The following is an 18,605-nucleotide window of genomic DNA, read 5'->3' as shown; positions in this document are numbered from 1 at the left end:
TTCTTTCTTATAAGTCTTTTCAACGCCAATACTGATTGGATTGATGATTGCTGTTTTCATCGGATTCTACCGCCATAAAGATCACAGAGTTTTAACTGTTTTCAGATTAACTTCATAATAAATCAGTGCTCTCCCTGTCTTTTTCAGTGGAATATGTTTTATAAATGACGTTCCGGATACATATCTTCCCACCACTGAGGACTATCCTGCAACCAGCGGGCAAACCATGCCATAATACTGTTATGCCATTGCACGCGTTTCGGATAGTCGGCAATGAAGTGGTTTTCTCCATCTACAGTGATGAACTCTACTGTTTTACCCAATATTTTCAGGGCATTGAATAGCTGGATGCTTTCACCGATAGGTACATTGGTATCTACGGTGCCGTGCAGCAGTAAGAGTGGAGTGTTGATCTTATCGGCGTTGAAGAGCGAGCCTTGTTTGGTGAACAGTTCCGGATTGTTCCAGGGATAACTGTCTGCGGCGGCTATGGCATTATAACCGTATCCCCAATAGCCTTCACCCCAATAACTGGTCACATTGCTGATACCGGCATGTGAAACTGCGGCGGCGAAAATATCCGTCTGAGTCTGGAGGTATTGTGTCATGAATCCACCGTAAGATGCACCGAGACAACCGATTTTCTTATCATTCACGAACGGGTGTTCTTTACAGAACTGTTTGGTACCTTCAATGATGTCGTCGGCAGTACGTTTTCCCCAGGCATTGACATGGCGTGCTGAAAACTCCTGTCCGAATCCGATTGTTCCGCTCGGCTGGATAACATATACCACGTAGTCACGTGAGGCAAACAGTTGTGCGCAGTACGGATTGCTGATGCCTCGTTCTGTCGGGGTCGTTCCTCCATAGTAATACACAATCAGCGGATACTTTTTATTAGGATCGAATGAAGGCGGCAAACACATCATACCTTTAATCTCAGTGCCATCTGAAGCAGTGAAATTCCATGGTTCCATTTTACCCAGTTCAATTTTTTCGAGGGTAGGCTTCATCGGGTCGGCTATCAGTCGAGAGGTTTTCTTTTTCAGGTCGTATACATAAGCAACTCCTGCATTGTAGCATCCTTGTCCGATATAAGCAGCTAACGACGGATTGTTTTCTGACAGGGCAAATGCACTGGTAACGTCAGTCTCCAGATTCAACTTCTCAAACTTACGGTCTTTGGGAGAGTAGCGATAGATGTTCCGGCAATCTTCGTCATTGGTGCTAAAATAGATGCACCCGTCACCTTTGTTCCATTGCAGGAAGTTGACAGACGGATTGAACTCTTTAGTGATCGGATCGATCTTGCGGGTAGCTAAATCCATGATGAATGCCTGAGAGTCGAAATCATTGGCGATCGGATGATTACCACAATTCTTGCCGATACCGTCAAAAGCTTCCGGGCTGGCGGTGAGCAGTAATTGTCTGCCGTCCGGTGAGTAGCTGGCTCCTCCGAGGAAACGGTCTTCAAAGAACAGAGTATCGACAGCTAATGTTTCAAGGTTCACTTGGAACAGTGAACTCAGAGAGAAAGGACGTTGCGTGATATTTTCCTTCGAACTGCTGTAAAGTAAATATTTGCCGTCCGGTGAGATATCCTGCATATACGTACTGTGATTGCCGTAGGTCAGTCGTTCGGAAGTTCCGTTGGCAATGTCATATCTGGCCAGAAAACTACGTCCGCGTGTATTCGGAATACGGTCGGCGGGGCTGACAATGCGTTTCAACGGCCCATCATCTTTCACGCCTTCTTCACGAGGATAGTATATCAGGAAGTCTTCGTTGGGCGACCAGCTGAAACCTTGCTCGGGAATGCCCTGCAGGAGAACTTCTTCCTTCAGCGTGATGGGATCGAGAGTGATGACGTCATTTCCTTCGGATGCCACTGCCGTATAATACAGTTTATTACTTTTCGGCATCCATCTCATGCCGTCCCTCAGATTGGTGAGGAGTACTTTTCCTGTTTTCAGTTCAGTCAGTTCACAGTAGGTGCGTGAACGTTTCAACGAATGATTGTCCCAATAGCGGGTCAACAGATATTTCCCGTCCGGTGATACGGAAACAGCAATGGCGCGGTTGCCGTATACGGTATTGTCGAGCGCGAAACGGTGTTTCTGATCGGGATCGGTGCTACATGCCACTTCTTTGAATTTATCATCTTTCACCAGTTCGCACTTCAGTGAAGGTGCAGTCTTATCGTCTGGAGTTGAAAGTAGTTTAATGGCAATTTCATAATCCATTTCCGGTTCCAGGCGTAGGGTAATTTCTTTGGTTGCTGCTTTGGAGATACTGTCTTCCGCAGCATCTTTCACCATTTTCGATTCGCCGTTGATGAAAAGCTCCCACCGGACCGGAGAGGTCACTTTCAGTTTGCCTTTCATGAAGCGTTCGGCCCGTAGCTGAGTCTTCAGCAGATAAAGCAGATTGTCTTTATCGGCTTTCGCAAAAGTGACCAAGCCTGCTGTGTCGGCAGACAGCATTTGTGTCGGTGCATTGGCAAGGTCAAGCATTACTGGCGTTTGCAGCAGTGCTTTGGCGGTGTGTTTTTCTCCTTTTGGGTTGATACTGTCGTTCATGATCGGAGTGCGTACAGTAATGGCATTTCTTACCTGATACTGCGTCAGCCTCTCTTGTGCTTGTGTGGCAAGTCCTGTTGTCATCAACAGCGCCATCATCAGTAACTTTTTGTCCATTGTTTCTTTGAGTTTATAATTGGTTATTTCATTTTATATACCAGCGTACCACCCTTCACGATGTCTTCGTGGGAGATATAGTTTTTAGTATAAAGTTCACCATTCAGTGTGATGCTGTCGATGTACTTATGTTCTTTCGACAGATTTTCGGCAATGACTGTGAACGTTTTTCCATCCGGCAGGTGAAGTACTATTTTCGGCATCTGCGGAGCACCGAATATATAATGCCCGCTCACCGGATCGACCGGATAGAATCCCATTGCATTGAACATATACCAGGCTGACATCTGTCCGCAGTCGTCGTTTCCACAGAGACCATCGGGCTTGTTTTTGTATTGGGTATCAAAGATTTCACGTATCAGCTCCTGAGTGCGTTCCGGCTTGCCGGCCAAAGCATACAGGAAGGTGACATGATGGCTTGGTTCGTTGCCGTGGGCATATTGTCCAATCAGTCCGGTAACGTCTGCCAGTCCGCTTCCTTCCAGTTTGATAGTGAATAATGAATCCAGTTTGTTGAGGAAAGGCCCTTTACCACCGAATAATTCGATCAATCCCGGTACATCGTGCTGAACATGCCAGGTGTATTGCCAGGCATTTCCTTCAGTATAATCGCCTCCGCGGCTTTCGGCATGTGCCAGATCGCTGGGATTGAAAGGAGTTTTCCAGCGTCCGTCGGCATAGCGCGGGCGCATAAACTGTGTTTCCTTATCGAACAGGTTCTTATAGAATTCCGAACGTTTACTGAAGTATTCCGCATCTTCCTTTTTACCCATTAACTCTGCCATTGTAGCTGCGGCGTAGTCATCGTAAACCGATTCAAGTGTACGTGAAACCGATTCGGCATCTACCTTGTCTGTCGGATAATAACCATATTTCATATAAGTTTCCCAGTCCGATTTCGGATGCGAAACAGTCAGTGTCTGTTTGATGGCATCGAATGCTTTCTCGGCATCAAAGCCACGGAAGCCCTTCTTATAAGCTTCGGCAATAACCGAAACAGAGTGGTTGCCGATCATAGTATTCGTTTCTTTACCCCACAAGGTCCAGATAGGTAAGTAGCCTTGTGCCTGATTTTGTTCGATCATCGAATTGATGAAACCGTCTACTCGTTCGGGTACGGCCAATGTATAGAAGGGGTGGGCAGCGCGGTAGGTATCCCAGATCGAGAAGGTGGAGTAATAGACTCCCGATGCTGATTTTACTACCGAGTCTTTGGCGTTACGGTATCTTCCGTCTACATCGGCAATATTATTAGGCTGTATCAGTGCATGATAGAAGCTGGTATAAAAATTCTCCAATTCGTCCGGAGTACCTGTCACTTCGATACGGCTCAAGTAACTGTTCCAGATGTCCTTGGCTTTCTGTCTTGTACCGTCGAAATTCCAGTCTGCCAACTCTTGATCCATATTCTTACGGGCACCGTCTACACCGACTGTAGAAATGGCTACTTTCATCAGCAGTTGTTCGTCCGGCTTCATGTCGAAACTCATTAACAGACGTTTTCCTTTTTCAGTTTCTTCCATTGGCAGGGAGATGGAATCGGTCACCGGCTTGCTGAACTTCATTACAAAGTATAAATCCTGATTCACCCATACGCTGCTGCGCACGTGTCCTGTCAGTGTTTGAGCATCTTCCCAATTGATTTCGCAAGCTTTTACGTGCGATTTATATTGTTGGGGATTCCATACCAATCCGTGTTGAAGGTCGAGTAACAGTGAGGCTGAATCGGCATTCTGATAAGTGTAACGATGCAGTGCTACATGATCTGTTGCGGTCAGTTCTGCTTTTACTTTATATTTATCGAGTTCTACAGTGTAGTATCCCGGTGTTGCGCTTTCTGTCTTTTTAGAGAAACCGCTTTTGTAGTCATCCCGTACTCTTTGTCCGGTGACAGGCATTACAAGGAGGTCGCCCAGATCCATACATCCTGTGCCATTGAGGTGAGTTTGAGAGAAGCCCCAGATCAGTGAATCCTGATAATTGTATCCTGAGCAATACTGCCATCCGATGGCATTGGTTTCCGGGCTTGCCTGTATCAGTCCGAAGGGTAGGCAGGCACCCGGGAAGGTGTGACCGTTGTCGGCTGCTCCGATAAAGGTGTTTACGTACTGAGTGTAGTCTTGGGGTGCTGTCGGAGTTTCGGGAGTGCAGGATGTGCAAAGACCGATCCCCAGACATGCAGTCATAAAGGTTGATTTGAACTTCATAGCAATGACCTTGATAAATTATTTTTGTGACAAAGATAAGCAAACTGAGAGCAGAATAAAATGAACTCGTTCATTTTTTATGCCAAAGTGAGACTTATCTTCACTTTTCGGGCAAAAATAAGGAAAAACAGAAAGTATCGTACAGAATAAAGGAAGAAGGCTGTAAGCAAGGAATTTAGAAGACGAGCAGATCTCCAGGGGGCTCATGCTTACTTGAAGAAGAATATTCTCGTCATACTTCCGTCAAACAATTGTAATATGTAAGCTGTTTCTTTGCAAACAGATAATGGAATGCAATGATAGGTCTTTTTAATGATTGTTTCCCTCCGATCATGGATGGGGTATCACTTACTACACAGAACTATGCCTACTGGCTGCATAAGAAGACGGGGAATGTTTGTGTAGTGACTCCTAAGTCGCCTGATGCGAGAGATGCGGAAGAATATCCGGTTTATCGGTATTCATCTATTCCCATTCCTATGAGAAAGCCTTACAGATTAGGTTTTCCGCGCATCGATTGGCCTTTTCACGAGCGTATCAGCCGGCTTTCATTCGAATTGGTACACGCTCATTGTCCCTTTTCTTCGGGAGCACTGGCCATGCAGATTGCCAAAGAACAACATGTTCCGGTTGTAGCTACGTTTCACTCCAAGTACCGGGCGGATTTTGAGAGGGCCATTCCTTCCCGTCTGTTGGTGGACTATCTGATACGAAAGGTGATTCGTTTTTACGAAGCTGCCGACGAAGTGTGGATTCCCCAGGCAGCTGTCGAAGAGACGTTGCGGGAGTATGGGTATAAGGGCAGGATAGAAGTGGTGGATAACGGAAATGATTTTGCGGGTACGCCTTCTCTGCAATCTGTCCGGCGGGAGGCCCGACAGGCTTTAGGTATCCGTTCCGGGGAGTTTATGTTTCTTTTTGTCGGCCAACATATTTGGGAGAAAAATCTCGGCTTTTTGCTCGATGCGCTTGTCCTCTTGTCCGATGTACCTTTCCGGATGTACTTTGTCGGTTCAGGCTATGCGAGCTGTGAGTTGAAACAAAGGGTGGTGGGACTGGGACTGTCTTCCAAAGTATCTTTTGTAGGTAGTATTGTGGAACGCGAGATCTTGAAACGCTATTATGTTGCTGCCGATCTGTTTCTTTTTCCTTCTTTGTACGATAACGCTCCGCTGGTGATACGTGAAGCGGCTGCATTGGGCACGCCTTCGGTATTGATCAGGGATTCCACTGCTTCGGAAATAATCTCCGATTCGGTAAATGGCTTTCTGAGTTCCAATAGCACAGAGGATTATGCCAATCGCATACGTGAAATATTATGCAGTACTGCCATAATAAAGCAGGTGGGAGAGGAGGCATCACGAACCATTGCCCGGTCATGGGAAGACGTGGCCGGTGAGGTGTACGATCGCTATAACCGGTTGATAAAGCGAAACGGAAATAAATAAGATTATCATTGAAACCTTTTTTCCTCCATTATGTCAGATTCTATTAAAACCTTTAAAACCGGCTATATCCTGCTTCCCGTCCTGATAGGGCTGTCAGTGGTAGGGTGGCTGTTCTACCGGGAGTTCAATCCGGAACTTTTCAGTGATATTCATTTCTCCTGGCGTCTGGTAGGCGGATTGCTACTTGCCATACTTTTTATGTTTGGGCGTGACGGTGGGTTGATGTGGCGTTTCCGCTTTATTACTGACAGGGAATTGACTTGGCGTCAGGCATTTCGGGTAAATATGCTTTGTGAATTCACATCGGCAGTGACTCCCTCTGCAGTGGGAGGGAGTAGTCTGATTGTGTTATTTTTGAATAAAGAAGGCATTAATGCCGGACGCAGTACAGCTTTGACTATCTCCTGCCTGTTTTTGGATGAATTGTTTCTTGTATTGGGCTGCCCGCTGGTTTTACTCTTATTTTCGTTTGATGATTTGTTTGGTAATGTGGCTATATTATCGTCAGGAATTGAGATTCTGTTTTTCCTGGTTTATGGGATCGTTACGATCTGGACTTTCCTGTTGTATCTTGCTTTGTTCCGGCGTCCGGAATGGGTAAAACGTTTGTTACTCACTATTTTCCGCTTGCCACTGCTCCGACGTTGGCACAAGGCCATCGAAACACTTACGGACCATCTGGTATTAAGTTCCAGAGAGATGAGTCAGAAGTCTTTTACCTTTTGGTTGAAAGCTTTTGGGATTACTTGCTTGGCTTGGATTTCACGTTATCTGGTAGTCAATGCTTTGCTGATAGCCTTTACCACTTCGGGCAGCCAACTGTTGGCCTTTGTACGTCAGCTGATTCTATGGGTAGTTATGACTATCAGCCCTACTCCCGGCGGTAGCGGAGTGAGCGAATATATGTTTCGTGAATATTATGCCGATTTTTTTGATGTGGCAGGCATGGCTTTGGTTGTTGCTTTCGTTTGGCGGATTATTACCTATTACATGTATTTGCTGATAGGTGCTATAATTATTCCCGGTTGGGTGAAGAAGTTGAGAGATTAAACAACGTTGTCACAAGCCTGTAAAAAGAACGTAAATTCTTGCCGCTATCTTTGTCCTGTCAAAATTAAAAGAGAAAGCCTTATGAGTAGAGAAGAATTACAGCAGAAAAGTCGTTTCGCCATGATAGGAACATTGATGACCATTGTCAGTCTCGTGTTTTTGTTTTATGTAGGCAGTTCGCTGGTCAATACAACCAAGAAATATAAAGAACAAGCCATTGAGATAGCGTGTATAAACAAGTAGCCTGATTATTTTGTATCCGGGGAGATGATTTGACCGATTTCCGGGAAACGTATGATACTTTAAATATCCGGGGGAGAAATATTGTCTCTTTAAAATATACTTCTCCTACGGAAAATGATTTTCGATCTTCCATCTTCCACCTTTGAGGATGTATGTTGTTGATTACAAGATATATGTACAGGTGGAAGATGCAGTTTTTATGCCATTTATCTTCCACCTTCATCTTCCATCTTCCACCCTCGATTTGACAAGTCCGATTCATGGTATGTGTTTGATATGTAGATAGATGTATCTGTTATCCTATCAGTTTATACCATTTAAAGCAGTTTGTTTTTCTTAGTACCTTTAGTGAAAATGGTTGGGTTCTTATCTCGTCCCCGGTGCGGAGGCTCGTGGGCCCTGGTATGCGGGCTCATCGTCCCCGGTATGCGGGCCCATGAGCCCGCATACCGGGACTGAGATAAAGATACCTTAGAAAGAGGTAAGATATTTATTGATAATGCATTATAATTATTATGGAATTGGCTTGCTTTCTTGGTAATTTCCGTACCGGTCATAATGAACTTTTGTCTACGTATAGTCGATAATGTAGAACAACTCACGAATTCTTATCATATTTATCATAAGACCGGTGACCGGTTAAAAGGATTTAGGGAAGCTGTCCGTTCGTTGCAGAATTTAAAGTCAGGAGGTAAAGAATAGAATTTAAGCCTCCTTTGGTTTAATTAGCTAATCGGATGAAACTTTTTTGCCCGATTCTTTGTATCTTTATTACCGGATTATAACAGGTGTCACTGTAAAAGGTTGCACTCTAAAAAGAAAGGATCAGAAATGGATACAAACGAGTTAAAACAAAGACAGCATTTCATTCTAATCAGGACGTTGCTGGTTGTCACAGCTCTTGCCCTGTTGGTCTATATCGCTTTCTCAATGGCCTATTCATCCAGAAGATTTCAGGAAAGTACTTCAATTATCGAATTGGTTAGTGATTAGCTAAATAACGTCCGAAGAAGATAATAAACAGATTGGCGAAATGAAAAAAGAAATCTTGAAAAGGCTGTTGGCTACTCCCGGAGCGGAACATACCGTTTCGGAATTTGATACTCACTTTACAGGCGATTTGACCAAACAGGAAGCTGGGGCACTACTGGCTGAAGATATTGAGAAACTTTCTGCTTTGCAGGGGAAACTGTATGCACAGGACCGATATTCGGTCCTCGTCATTTTTCAGGCAATGGATGCTGCCGGAAAGGACGGAACAATTAAACATGTAATGTCCGGTATCAATCCGCAGGGTTGTCAGGTATACTCTTTCAAACAACCATCAGCCGAAGAACTCGACCATGATTATCTTTGGCGTATCAACAGATGCCTGCCGGAAAGAGGGCGTATCGGCATATTCAATCGTTCGCAGTATGAGGATGTGTTGATTGCCAAGGTACATCCTGAGATTATTTTGTCTAATAAGTTGCCGGGTGTCACCAGTCTGGAAGATGTCACTCCGAAATTCTGGAAAAAGCGCTATCGTCAGATAAATGATTATGAACGCTATCTGACGGAGAATGGTACGATCGTTATCAAATTCTTCCTGAATGTTTCGAAAGATGAACAGAAGAGACGCTTTTTGGCACGGCTGGAAGATGAGGCAAAGAACTGGAAATTTTCTACTTCCGATTTGAAAGAGCGTAGCTATTGGGATGATTATATGAAGGCTTATTCGGATATGCTGACTCATACTTCGACGGAAGATGCACCGTGGTATGTGATTCCGGCTGATAATAAATGGTTCATGCGTTATGCTGTGGGACGGATTCTTTGTGAACGCATGGGTGAACTTGATTTGCATTATCCGGAAATGCCTGTTGAGGCACGGCATAAGATTGATGATTTCAAAAAAGCTTTGCTGGATGAATGAATAAAAAGCGGATTATCCGTCACAGACAATCCGCTTACTTTTTAACATTAGATTTTTAGAGAACTATGAAATTATTTATGGAAAGTACTTGCCTATTTGAGTATATAAATAAGACTGAATCCGAGCTTGGTTAATCCGAAGTAGTTGGAATGGTCTTGTCCAAGGAATAATCCACATTTGGGACGTTCATATTTATCATAATTCATAGATGCATACCCTATTCCGGCGGACACTTCAATGTTCCATCGTTTTTTCCAGATCCATTGGTAGCCATAAGATACCCCGATCCCGTATAAATCTCCCTGATAGCGATATTTACTGAATCCTCCATTGTACTGGCCATAATGGGCATGAAGTCCCATAAAGTGTTTATAGAAAGGGATGCAAAACCAATATTTGATTTCCGGTTGAACTAAGAAACCACCCATTTTACGATTGTCGGATAAAAAAGTCCACCCTTTATACATGATATCTGTTCCTGCAGTTAGCCGAGGTGAGATTTTGAATTCAGCTCCCAGGTTTACAGTGGTGGTTGCCCAGGAGAGGGCATTGGTTCTCAATGCTATTTCTTGTGAAAGTATGGAGGGCAGCGGAATAAGTAATAGCAAAAGTAGGAAGAAGGCTTTCTTTTTCATACATTATTTCTTATCTATATCTAATAAATCCAGTAAATCTAATACGTCTCCATCTTTTAAAGCAATTTCTTTTAAAGACGGTTTTTGGGCGATGGCGTTCCTCAGGTGAGTAACAGCTTCGCCTATGTTGTCCAACCTGTTTGCAGCGATTGCTCTGACATATTCGCTCTCGGGAGAAGTATCTTCTATGCTTTTCAGGATTTCCCAGGCTTTTTGGTTTTGCTTCATGCTCAGCAGTAGGATGACCTGATTGATTCCCCCTTGTTTCTCGAAAGTGGGATAAGCTTCCTGATACTTTCCATCCATGGCGGCAGCAAGTGCTTTCACCATTTCGGTCTCTTTATTATCAGGCAGAAGTTCTGCAAAATGGTTTGCTTTTTTGAAATCCCGCTTTTGTAGATAGGCTACAGTTTGGTTGACCAGTATGGCCGAAGGGGCATCCTGCGTGATAAAGGGTTTCAGTAGAGTTGTATCGGCACGGTTTTGTTTTATTAAGAGTGATGCCAGATTGTTGGCTGCAATCATTAGGTCGGGATGTACCGAGAGGGCTTCTCTGTATAAAGCTTCTCTTTTTTCGTCAGTGATTTCTTTTTGATTCATGATGTAACTCCAGAACTCACTTGCCGTTAATTTTTTGGGGTCTTTCCGATAGAGAGTATTGATTTCATCTCTGTTGAGTGTACGCAGTTCAGAATACTCGTAGAAATATTCGACTCTTCGCAAGCGGGGTAGGTAGCGGTCGCGAATAAGCGGATAAATTTTCATTCGTCTGGCCCCCCAGGATATTTCATTATGGTTTCCCCGGGCGCGTCTGATCAGATCTTTGAGTTGGATAACTTCTTTGATGCTGTCTTTTTCCATTAGTTCGCAAACCGTATTCCATGATTCTACTATGGCATCATTTTCAACTTTGGCCTTCCGGATCGTTTCTTCGGAAATATTTTCGAATACTTTCTCTGCTGCGTTTTTCATTCTTTTTTTAGCCAGTTTAAGATTGTATTCATACGTTCCTTCGGGAGAAGTGTATCCTGTGATCTGAAAAGTTGTCAGTGTTTTAGTACGATCTTTATCGATATCATCTAGTGCTTTTCTCATTTTCCTGAGTTCTTCAGCGTTTCTTCCTTCATTTTCGTAAATATTCGCATCTTCAGGACGGAACCGGAGATGCATTTCTCCTTTCTCATTGAAGTTGAGAGGGGTTTGTTGGGGTATATAGCTGTTGTCCAAATCCATTGCACTCAGATTATAGTTGAAAAAACGCATCGGATAAATAATGCCGTTTGTGATACGGACTGTGTCCCGATATTCGTCTTTACAAAAAGTACTTATCTTGATATGCACTTCTGTTGTGTATAAGTCATTGATGTTATCTACTGTGCATGAATCGGCATAAGTCAATGTCTGATTACAGATCGAGTCAGGGTTTATGACTTGTGCGAAACGGGAATAATATTCTTTTTCTGACGGATCACCACAGACATTTCCACGGCGAAGCAGGATGTCGTAGTTTTTACCGTCGTATACAATGGGGGAAAAGTCTTTTCGGGTTCCCTGGCTACTGTTTACCAGAATTGGCTGAATGATAACCCGGGAGTTGTTTTGAAATCGTTTGGAAGGAATCTTATATCGGGTTTTAAGATAGAGCATATCTTTGATTAATTCCAGATCGGACGGAGCGAAAACAAATTTCATACTGTTCTTTAATGTGGATGTAACCATGATTTCGGGCAACAGGCTTTGTGATTCTTTGAGAATGATCTCCAGCCATTTTTCTTTACCGGAGTGAATAGTGACTGTTTCATAACCGACGGAGGAAAAAGTGATGATGGAATTTTGTGGGATCTCCAGTGTGAATTTTCCTTCTTTCCCCGTAGAGGCTTTCCATTTCTGACCATCTACCTGAATACTTACTCCTGAAATAGGAGCGGCTTCCTTGTCTTTCACAATACCACTAATGGTATGCGATGTTTGGGCTGATAGACGAACAAGCATGAAAGTTTGTAATAAGATAATAATCAGAGTTCGTATTCTCTTTTTCATGATTTACTGCGTTAATGTCCAAAGTTAGGGTATGATTGTTTCATCGTCATTATTTGTACCATCCCAGTCAGGATTGATGGCCACGGAGAAGCCGGAGTTCCCCAGAATGGTATAGTTAAAATCTGTGCTGATACGGGTCAGTTGGTTACGTAGAATGCGTACATTGTTTAGTGTGTTCTGGTAAACCGGAGAATCGGACTTACCATCGGCATATAATTTAAGGATAATGCTGGCATTCTCTGTTCCGGTTGTTGGGAAGGTACCTATATTGAAAGAAACGATACCTTCTGCGTTAGTGGCTTCTGTGACTGTGGTATGGTATTCGGCTATTGTTTCACCTTTATATAAAGTATCAATCTGACAGGTTGCCGCTACTTTATGCATTTCTACTGCGATTCCGGTAATGTTTTCGGGTAACTGTTTCAATTGGAATTGAGTTACGGCTTGAGTACGTCGAAGAATTACGAAGTCTTGATAACCGCATTCACAATCAACGGTAAAATCATAACAGGATGTAAAATAATCTTTTGTTTGTTCGGCTCCCGGATAGTTTAAATTGAGTGCCTCGGGGGTAGTCGTGTCAGAAAGTTCCTCTTCCGAAGCATTGGCAACAAGTCCCAAGCAATACTCTCCGAATGCCAGTTTGGGAAAGCTCAGTGGATGCGTATCAGTGTCCAGGTCAGTTGCATTGTCTATAATTCCGGACTGGACCAGTGTGTTATCTTTATAGAGATAATAACGGATGCTACTGATTCTGGCAGACAGATTATCTTCCAATTGCCCTTTATCGGTAGCCGGCTGCTGGAATTTTTCAGCTGCAATTGTCAAGGTAACGTCACCCATCCAGCAGTTTTTCAAATCTTCTTTCCAGCAACTGCTAAAAAGTAGAATGAAAGGAAGAAGGTATAAAAGACGGTTTGTTTTCATTTTGAGAAATTGAGTTCTATGTGTCCCCATGGAATATTATTAGGATCCCAATTATCGGGTGTACCTATTATGAGAGATTGACAGTTTAAAGCAGATCCTGCTTTATTTAGGATAAGAGTCGTCACTTGATTGCGCATCGCTTGGGTTTCGACTTCAATAGTAGGCGGTGTTTGATCGTTGTCCTGGAAGATGGTTACAGTAATGTTTTTACCTTCGGGTGGGGTTAATATGTTTTTTAATTTATCCTCCTCTCTCACTCCAAAGTAAGTGAAAAACATGGTCTGATCACCGACTTGATACTGAAATGCTTGTCTTATAATTGTTTTTAATTTACCGAAAGATAACTCAGTATCTTTTGTGACAGTTTGACCAAGTAGATTTATTCCAGTAATGCTTTGTTCTTTTATGGAATAATTAATCTCTGTTTCTTTATCGAAGATTCCCCAGAAGTCGTCTCCTGTTGTAGATAGGCGTATTAATGAAGAATATCGCTTTAGAGTTAATTGTTCTGTTAATGGGTGGTGATGACCGGAGTCTTCAAGTTTTTCAGTTTTTTTTATCGTAACAATGTCTGATGTTGCGAAAAATATTTCATAACTGCAATAGTCTGTATCAAGGCTTGTTAGCCATGGAATATCGCTTTCTGTAAAGCTTTGATTAGGTTGTAATGTATTGTTTTTCGGACCATTAATGAGAAGTATAAATTTATAATTTCCCGGGCGTAGTGTCTTTTGGAGAGTATAGTTAAATGAATCGGAAGATTTTATGTATCCTTGGGGAATAACCTTATCTTCTATCTCTTCTATCACCCATGTGGAGTTATTTACTTCTTTTATAATGATCAATCGGCTATCGTTGATTGCTGTCACATTGTAGTCTGCTATGCTGTTGGTTCGTGTCCTCATCGGTACAATTTCGTTGTCTGTTGAGAACTCTTTACTGTTTATAGTGGCAGTTAATCGGACTGTAACCAGTTCATCCTTACTATCAGGGAATTCCACCTCATTACTACAGGAGGTATATAAGAATAATAGACTTATCCATCCTGATAGAGTATATAATAATCTATGTCTCATCATATTCTCATTATTTTTTAGTCCCATTTCCAGTCTATTCCGTAATTACCCGAAACAGAAAGATCTATGATACGATTGTTTCGAAGGCGTATATTGGTCACGGTATAATGGTCTTTCACGATAGTCAATGGTTTGTCGGTAAGAGATAGAGTGAGTTTTTGGGTATTGTAACTTCCGGGAGGAAATGGAGTTGTGTCATAATACGAAAATTTGAGGACAGCTTTGACTCCTTCTTCTATCTCTGCCACTCCTGTTTCCGGATTATCTAAAGTTATCTTGGAGAAGAGGTATGGACCACAGATGCGCGTTGCTCCATTTACGGCTTTATTATCAATATCCAACGGAGCATCGTTAAGTAACTCTATGATTCCTTTATTGCTTTCGAAAACAGGGAAGTATGTATCCTCTTTGAGAGTGACTGTTTTAGAGAAACAAATATCAATTCGTTCCGGCTTTTTCGTTTCGTTGGTTAAAGACACTTTGGGTGTCACTCCGCTTACCTCCATATCTATTTGAAATACTCTGTCTAAAGTTGAGGAGCATTCTGCGTCAATATCGATGGGATTACCCTTTTCATCGCACTTCATTACATCAAAAACCAGTTCACCCACTGCCCGTTTTAATTTGAACTCGATAGAAGTTTTTCCTTGTGTTATGTCTTCCGGGGTAAGAGCCTGAATGGCATAATAGTTATCTTTTGAAAGAGGAATATAGCTGTTATCGCTTTCTCTAACCATACTGATCTCTGAGTCTGTGAAAGTCATACCTTCTCCACTTAAGACTACAGACTCCGGTTTCTGTTTCGGAGTGGCATGGAGTAGTAACAGATAAAATCGATCAGTATATTCGGCCGGGATGGATAATGTGTAATTTTGGATTTCTTCCAGATCGAGCCCTTTCTCTTCGGTCCGTTCCCAAAAGATATAATCGGAACCATCATTGGATGAAGGGGTAGAAGTTTCGGAACGGAAAATGAAAAGATGGTAAACCAATTGGGGCAATACTGTATTATCACCGGGGACTACCTCTCCGGCAGGAGGCATCAGACTAAGGCTGAAGGCTGAAGTTTCAGGGGCTCCTTCGGGTTGTTCACACGAAAAGACCCCCAACAATAGAATTCCTAAAATCAGAAAAAGTGTATGTGGTTTCATTGCCTATGTGTTGTTAGTTCCAAAATCCGTCGTTACCGGCAACCTGACTATTGAATTTTAGTTCTTCTAAATTCAGTTCGGCGTCAGGGGAAATGGAAATATCAATATTTTCATTTAAAATCCAAAGGGTGAACAGGTACATCTTGTTGCGTTCTAAAGTGATATTTTTTAATGTGAAAGTTTTGCTCTTCAGAGTTCCTGTGTAATCGATATCGATGGTTATGCAAATCGTTTGATTGAGAGGGGCAGGGAATAGTAGCGGACCTTCGCAATAAGCTGCTCCTTCGTACTTTTGATAGTCTGCTTTTTCAATAGCCGGACTGAACAGAGAAACAAATTTGTCTACATCAAACTTTTTAAAAGAGAAATTCCCGTTTTGGAGTCGTGCCGAACAGTGGTAGGGCATCGGATTTTTAAAGATTAATCCGGTTTCACTTAAATAGCAGCGGCTACTGCTTCCTTCTATTGTAAGATTGATGCCATCAATCTTTTTCAATGCATTATCAAAGGTGTTTTGAGGTGAATCAATTGATATGTATTGGCCGTTTTCTTTTCTGGCTCTTTGCACAATAAAGCATAATTGTCCTTGTAAATGGTTTATTTTCCGGGAAATTTGTGCTTGATTCGTTGTTGATAAATCATATTCTGTCTGGCTGTCTTGGATCTCTTCTTGGTCTGAGTCCGTAAAGAGGGATGTTGTGCAGTGATTGAGTTCCGTTTGTTCGTTTACAACATGGGTAGGATACTGAAAATAATAGTTCCGGTCATAGGAAGTTGAAATTAGATTTTCCGGATTATCTTCGGTCACGAATGAAATTTTTTCAGAACTTACCGCATTTTGAGAAAATCCTTTTGCCAACAGAAATCGATAGATTCCTGTTGGCAATAAGATGTTTTTTTGCAAGTGTTCTTTCTCAGTAAACCATGGACTCTCTTGGATACTTTCTATTTTGGTAAATTGGTTCTCTTCTTTTTTAAATATGAGAACTGACATTTCGTCGTCATCTCCTCCTTTGGTGGAAGGTGACTGTTGGGCCTTAAATGTGACATTGACGGAAGTATCTCCTTCGATTATTTCCCGGTGGTTAGTACAGGCACTTCCCAGCACAAGTGTTCCCAAAAGTAATTGTCCGATGTAGTGTTTCATCATATTAGGCTCTGCAGAAGGATTTTAGTGGATTTATTCGACATCAACATCCGTTTGATGGATACCGTCATAAGTTTTTTCTATTTCTACAATGAAAGTAGATTTTGGGTTGAATAGATGTTCGTCATCATTACCTTCACCATTGTTTTCGGCTTCAGTCGAAGATTTTAATTTAATGGTAATCACAGAAACATAGTTTTTGGTGACTGTGAACGATGGGACTTTGATCGTTCTTTCCTGATTTGCTTTGTTAAGTTGAATGTTGGCGTTCAGCGTTTGAGAAACAGATGGTGAAAATGGTAGTAAGTAAGATCCCATAAAGTAGGCTCCACCGTTTGCTATACCATTTTTGATATTAGTTTCCATATTTTGGTTGATTGCATCTGCATCTTTAGGGAATGGTTGGTACTCTGTTGATTTTACTGCATCCGCGCTGGATTCTCCATATCGAAATGTAGGAGTATTGTAGGTTACTTCACATGGGGTGCCTGCTGTATAGTCCGGATTTTCCCCATAAAGGTTATATTTGAGAGGGATATTTGTTGGCTTGAAGATCAACGATGTCAATGGGTTCACCTCTGTACTTCCAAATATATTACCTGTTTTATATGGTACTTCTATTGTGGGATCGTCTGACGCTACTTTGATAAACTTAATATCTATGCGTGATACAATACGTGCCAAAGTTAATTTTATTTTTATTTCATTGTCATCTCCGCCTACACCACTGGAAATATTTATCTCTTCCGTATTACCACAGAAAATTTCATTCATGTCCGTTTGGTATTGGGAAGAGGTAGAGGGGGAATGGGTAATTACGATACTTTTTAATACAGTCTCCCAACTTATATTTTTTATGTTTTCTATAATTTCATTGAGATTAGTTCGGTTGCTTTCGTCCAGATTGTAAAATGCAATAAATTTATAGGTACCTACCGGAAATGCAGCATTATATTTCCAGGTTTCCCCATCAATGGCAGTTGCTGGGTGTTTAGCCTCTTCATAACTAAAGTTACCTTCTCCGTTTTTTTTGAATGCATACAGCACGAAATGGTCCTCGTCCAGACTTGTTGGTGCGGATCCTCTTGTTTGAGCGGAAGAATGAGTTGTTAATTGAGTGGTACAACTGATGTTTCTCAATTCTGTTTCAGGAATTTCTGTTGTAGCTTTTTCGCTGCAACTTAGAGTCATTGCAGACAATGCAGTAATAAACAAAAGTTTTAATGTTTTCATAATGTTGAGTATTTGTTATTGCTTTGATGAATAATCGAATGGGAGAATACTCCCCCTTGTGTAAGTTGGCGTAATACAAAAACAGCAATGTTGAGGTTACAAAGCGTTTTGATAAGAAATTAAAAAATGATTTGTTGATAAGGCACGCTACGCTCTTACCTCTTACAGANAAAATATTTCTTTTCTTTTTTTTAAATGAAACTATTTAATATTTGCCTTTTACACCAGTTCTTTTTATTAAATTGTTATCTATGAATGATTTTTAAAGTAAATATAATTCCTTATTATAAAATAATATATATCTATATGACTGCTTCATGCCATGAGATTATGAATTTAACTCAAAACTATCCGTAGGAGCATATATCCATAAAATAAATTCTCTTACCTATTAAGTAAGCGCCTGTTTTTCCAATGTCATCAGTCATTTTGGCAGTCCTTCTCTGACAAACAATCATTCTTCCCTTTTGGCACACTTTTCGCAATAGGTTATTCGTCCTGCTAAAAGGACAAAATATTACTATAATAAGTATAACATATAAAAAATAAAAAGTAACTATGAACATTAAACCATTAGCAGACAGAGTGCTGATACTCCCTGCACCTGCAGAAGAAAAAACAATTGGTGGTATCATTATTCCTGATACAGCAAAAGAAAAACCTTTGAAGGGTGAAGTTGTGGCAGTTGGTCACGGTACGAAAGACGAAGAAATGGTATTAAAAACAGGCGATACGGTTCTTTATGGAAAGTATGCCGGAACAGAACTTGAAGTAGAAGGTACAAAATACCTTATCATGCGTCAGAGCGATGTTCTCGCTGTTTTGGGTTAATAAACG

The 18,605-nt window shown here is 41.8% G+C and carries 14 protein-coding genes; 5 read left to right on the top strand and 9 right to left on the bottom strand.

Features of this window, described 5'->3' with window-relative positions; translation table 11 throughout:
• Positions 1 to 158 precede the first annotated feature (158 nt).
• Complete coding sequence (locus JZY04_RS17670; RefSeq protein WP_122143444.1) at positions 159 to 2,696, bottom strand: S9 family peptidase; 2,538 nt, start codon at positions 2,694 to 2,696, stop codon at positions 159 to 161.
• Positions 2,697 to 2,719: 23 nt separating this feature from the next.
• Positions 2,720 to 4,903 carry a GH92 family glycosyl hydrolase gene (locus JZY04_RS17665; protein ID WP_122143445.1) on the bottom strand — a complete coding sequence of 728 codons (2,184 nt, stop codon included), beginning with the start codon at positions 4,901 to 4,903 and terminating at the stop codon, positions 2,720 to 2,722.
• A gap of 296 nt (positions 4,904 to 5,199) precedes the next feature.
• On the opposite strand from JZY04_RS17665, the gene JZY04_RS17660 reads away from it, so the two are divergent.
• The 4 genes from JZY04_RS17660 (at position 5,200) to JZY04_RS17645 (ending at position 9,559) form a co-directional block, all read left to right on the top strand.
• Entirely contained in the window at positions 5,200 to 6,351 is a 1,152-nt protein-coding gene (locus tag JZY04_RS17660) for a glycosyltransferase family 4 protein (RefSeq protein WP_122143446.1), read from the top strand.
• 30 nt (positions 6,352 to 6,381) lie between these two features.
• A complete protein-coding gene (locus tag JZY04_RS17655) occupies positions 6,382 to 7,401 on the top strand; it encodes a lysylphosphatidylglycerol synthase transmembrane domain-containing protein (protein ID WP_122143447.1) in 1,020 nt (339 codons plus the stop codon).
• Between the two features lie 81 nt (positions 7,402 to 7,482).
• The gene (locus tag JZY04_RS17650; RefSeq protein ID WP_005802723.1) at positions 7,483 to 7,644 is read left to right on the top strand and encodes a hypothetical protein; all 162 of its coding nucleotides are present in this window, start codon (positions 7,483 to 7,485) and stop codon (positions 7,642 to 7,644) included.
• Between the two features lie 1,033 nt (positions 7,645 to 8,677).
• On the top strand, positions 8,678 to 9,559 hold the full coding sequence (locus JZY04_RS17645) for a polyphosphate kinase 2 family protein (protein WP_005780815.1): 882 nt from the start codon (positions 8,678 to 8,680) through the stop codon (positions 9,557 to 9,559).
• 92 nt (positions 9,560 to 9,651) lie between these two features.
• Here the strand turns inward: JZY04_RS17645 and JZY04_RS17640 are convergent, their stop codons facing one another.
• The 7 genes from JZY04_RS17640 to JZY04_RS17610 form a co-directional block, all read right to left on the bottom strand.
• Positions 9,652 to 10,194, bottom strand: a complete 543-nt coding sequence (locus JZY04_RS17640) for a DUF3575 domain-containing protein (protein WP_122143449.1) — start codon at positions 10,192 to 10,194, stop codon at positions 9,652 to 9,654.
• 3 nt (positions 10,195 to 10,197) lie between these two features.
• A complete protein-coding gene (locus tag JZY04_RS17635) occupies positions 10,198 to 12,234 on the bottom strand; it encodes a M48 family metallopeptidase (protein WP_122143450.1) in 2,037 nt (678 codons plus the stop codon).
• Between the two features lie 24 nt (positions 12,235 to 12,258).
• Positions 12,259 to 13,077 (bottom strand): hypothetical protein, encoded by an 819-nt coding sequence (locus JZY04_RS17630; protein WP_181996509.1) that lies wholly within the window; start codon positions 13,075 to 13,077, stop codon positions 12,259 to 12,261.
• An 80-nt stretch (positions 13,078 to 13,157) separates the two neighbouring features.
• Entirely contained in the window at positions 13,158 to 14,240 is a 1,083-nt protein-coding gene (locus JZY04_RS17625; protein WP_122143472.1) for a hypothetical protein, read from the bottom strand.
• A 14-nt stretch (positions 14,241 to 14,254) separates the two neighbouring features.
• A complete protein-coding gene (locus tag JZY04_RS17620) occupies positions 14,255 to 15,388 on the bottom strand; it encodes a DUF5031 domain-containing protein (RefSeq protein ID WP_122143452.1) in 1,134 nt (377 codons plus the stop codon).
• A 13-nt stretch (positions 15,389 to 15,401) separates the two neighbouring features.
• Positions 15,402 to 16,535, bottom strand: a complete 1,134-nt coding sequence (locus JZY04_RS17615) for a hypothetical protein (protein ID WP_122143471.1) — start codon at positions 16,533 to 16,535, stop codon at positions 15,402 to 15,404.
• Between the two features lie 33 nt (positions 16,536 to 16,568).
• Positions 16,569 to 17,768, bottom strand: a complete 1,200-nt coding sequence (locus JZY04_RS17610; RefSeq protein WP_122143453.1) for a FimB/Mfa2 family fimbrial subunit — start codon at positions 17,766 to 17,768, stop codon at positions 16,569 to 16,571.
• A gap of 558 nt (positions 17,769 to 18,326) precedes the next feature.
• On the opposite strand from JZY04_RS17610, the gene JZY04_RS17605 reads away from it, so the two are divergent.
• On the top strand, positions 18,327 to 18,599 hold the full coding sequence (locus JZY04_RS17605; RefSeq protein WP_005780804.1) for a co-chaperone GroES: 273 nt from the start codon (positions 18,327 to 18,329) through the stop codon (positions 18,597 to 18,599).
• Positions 18,600 to 18,605: the final 6 nt, after the last annotated feature.

Source organism: Bacteroides sp. 11BF (genome assembly GCF_019633765.1).
In the GTDB taxonomy this organism is placed as follows: Bacteria; Bacteroidota; Bacteroidia; order Bacteroidales; family Bacteroidaceae; genus Bacteroides; species Bacteroides hominis.
Note: the sequence above shows the minus strand (reverse complement) of the source record. Positions and strands in the feature narration are given on the sequence as shown.

Excerpts from the sequence above, each read along its gene's own strand:
- JZY04_RS17670 (WP_122143444.1), bottom strand. The coding sequence starts at position 2,696 with ATGGACAAAAAGTTACTGATGATGGCGCTGTTGATGACAACAGGACTT.
- JZY04_RS17615 (WP_122143471.1), bottom strand. The coding sequence starts at position 16,535 with ATGAAACACTACATCGGACAATTACTTTTGGGAACACTTGTGCTGGGA.
- JZY04_RS17655 (WP_122143447.1), top strand. The coding sequence starts at position 6,382 with ATGTCAGATTCTATTAAAACCTTTAAAACCGGCTATATCCTGCTTCCC.
- JZY04_RS17640 (WP_122143449.1), bottom strand. The coding sequence starts at position 10,194 with ATGAAAAAGAAAGCCTTCTTCCTACTTTTGCTATTACTTATTCCGCTG.
- JZY04_RS17650 (WP_005802723.1), top strand. The coding sequence starts at position 7,483 with ATGAGTAGAGAAGAATTACAGCAGAAAAGTCGTTTCGCCATGATAGGA.
- JZY04_RS17665 (WP_122143445.1), bottom strand. The coding sequence starts at position 4,903 with ATGAAGTTCAAATCAACCTTTATGACTGCATGTCTGGGGATCGGTCTT.
- JZY04_RS17645 (WP_005780815.1), top strand. The coding sequence starts at position 8,678 with ATGAAAAAAGAAATCTTGAAAAGGCTGTTGGCTACTCCCGGAGCGGAA.
- JZY04_RS17635 (WP_122143450.1), bottom strand. The coding sequence starts at position 12,234 with ATGAAAAAGAGAATACGAACTCTGATTATTATCTTATTACAAACTTTC.
- JZY04_RS17630 (WP_181996509.1), bottom strand. The coding sequence starts at position 13,077 with ATGGGTGACGTTACCTTGACAATTGCAGCTGAAAAATTCCAGCAGCCG.
- JZY04_RS17610 (WP_122143453.1), bottom strand. The coding sequence starts at position 17,768 with ATGAAAACATTAAAACTTTTGTTTATTACTGCATTGTCTGCAATGACT.
- JZY04_RS17625 (WP_122143472.1), bottom strand. The coding sequence starts at position 14,240 with ATGATGAGACATAGATTATTATATACTCTATCAGGATGGATAAGTCTA.
- JZY04_RS17660 (WP_122143446.1), top strand. The coding sequence starts at position 5,200 with ATGATAGGTCTTTTTAATGATTGTTTCCCTCCGATCATGGATGGGGTA.
- JZY04_RS17620 (WP_122143452.1), bottom strand. The coding sequence starts at position 15,388 with ATGAAACCACATACACTTTTTCTGATTTTAGGAATTCTATTGTTGGGG.
- JZY04_RS17605 (WP_005780804.1), top strand. The coding sequence starts at position 18,327 with ATGAACATTAAACCATTAGCAGACAGAGTGCTGATACTCCCTGCACCT.